At 51.5% G+C, this 1368-nt stretch carries 1 rRNA gene; it reads right to left on the bottom strand.

Going from position 1 to position 1368, the window contains the following annotated elements:
- Nucleotides 1–18: 18 nt before the first annotated feature.
- Nucleotides 19–1368: ribosomal RNA gene (locus J2X54_RS25670) — 23S ribosomal RNA — on the bottom strand; the annotation flags it as partial.

Raw genomic sequence — 1368 nt, 5'->3', positions numbered from 1 at the left:
ATAACCTGCTAAGGTTATAGGGACAAGCCGTACGGGCAATTAGTACTGGTTAGCTTAATGCATTACTGCACTTCCACACCCAGCCTATCAACGTCCTGGTCTCGAACGACCCTTCAAAGAGCTCAAGGCTCTGGGAAATCTCATCTCAAGGCAAGTTTCCCGCTTAGATGCTTTCAGCGGTTATCTCTTCCGAACTTAGCTACCCGGCAATGCCACTGGCGTGACAACCGGTACACCAGAGGTTCGTCCACTCCGGTCCTCTCGTACTAGGAGCAGCCCCCTTCAAATTTCCAACGCCCACGGCAGATAGGGACCAAACTGTCTCACGACGTTTTAAACCCAGCTCACGTACCACTTTAAATGGCGAACAGCCATACCCTTGGGACCGGCTACAGCCCCAGGATGTGATGAGCCGACATCGAGGTGCCAAACTCCCCCGTCGATATGAACTCTTGGGAGGAATCAGCCTGTTATCCCCAGAGTACCTTTTATCCGTTGAGCGATGGCCCTTCCATACAGAACCACCGGATCACTATGTCCTACTTTCGTACCTGCTCGACTTGTCAGTCTCGCAGTTAAGCACGCTTATGCCATTGCACTATCGTCACGATGTCCGACCGTAACTAGCGTACCTTCGAACTCCTCCGTTACACTTTAGGAGGAGACCGCCCCAGTCAAACTGCCTACCATGCACTGTCCCCGACCCGGATAACGGGCCAAGGTTAGAACCTCAAATGAACCAGGGTGGTATTTCAAGGTTGGCTCCACGAGAACTGGCGTTCCCGCTTCAAAGCCTCCCACCTATCCTACACAGATTGATTCAAAGTCCAATGCAAAGCTACAGTAAAGGTTCATGGGGTCTTTCCGTCTAGCCGCGGGTAGATTGCATCATCACAAACACTTCAACTTCGCTGAGTCTCGGGAGGAGACAGTGTGGCCATCGTTACGCCATTCGTGCAGGTCGGAACTTACCCGACAAGGAATTTCGCTACCTTAGGACCGTTATAGTTACGGCCGCCGTTTACTGGGACTTCAATCAAGAGCTTGCACCCCATCATTTAATCTTCCAGCACCGGGCAGGCGTCACACCCTATACGTCCACTTTCGTGTTTGCAGAGTGCTGTGTTTTTATTAAACAGTCGCAGCCACCAGTTTATTGCAACCCTTTCGCCCTATCACAGTAAAGTGACCAAGCTACCGGGGCGTACCTTTTCCCGAAGTTACGGTACCAATTTGCCGAGTTCCTTCTCCCGAGTTCTCTCAAGCGCCTTAGAATACTCATCTCGCCCACCTGTGTCGGTTTGCGGTACGGTCTCGTATGACTGAAGCTTAGAGGCTTTTCTTGGAACCACTTCCGATTGCTACAGA

The organism is Duganella sp. 3397, from assembly GCF_031456625.1.
GTDB classification, from domain to species: domain Bacteria; phylum Pseudomonadota; class Gammaproteobacteria; order Burkholderiales; family Burkholderiaceae_D; genus Rugamonas; species Rugamonas phyllosphaerae.
The sequence above is the reverse complement of the archived record's forward strand: the minus strand, read 5'-3'. Positions and strand labels throughout refer to the sequence as shown.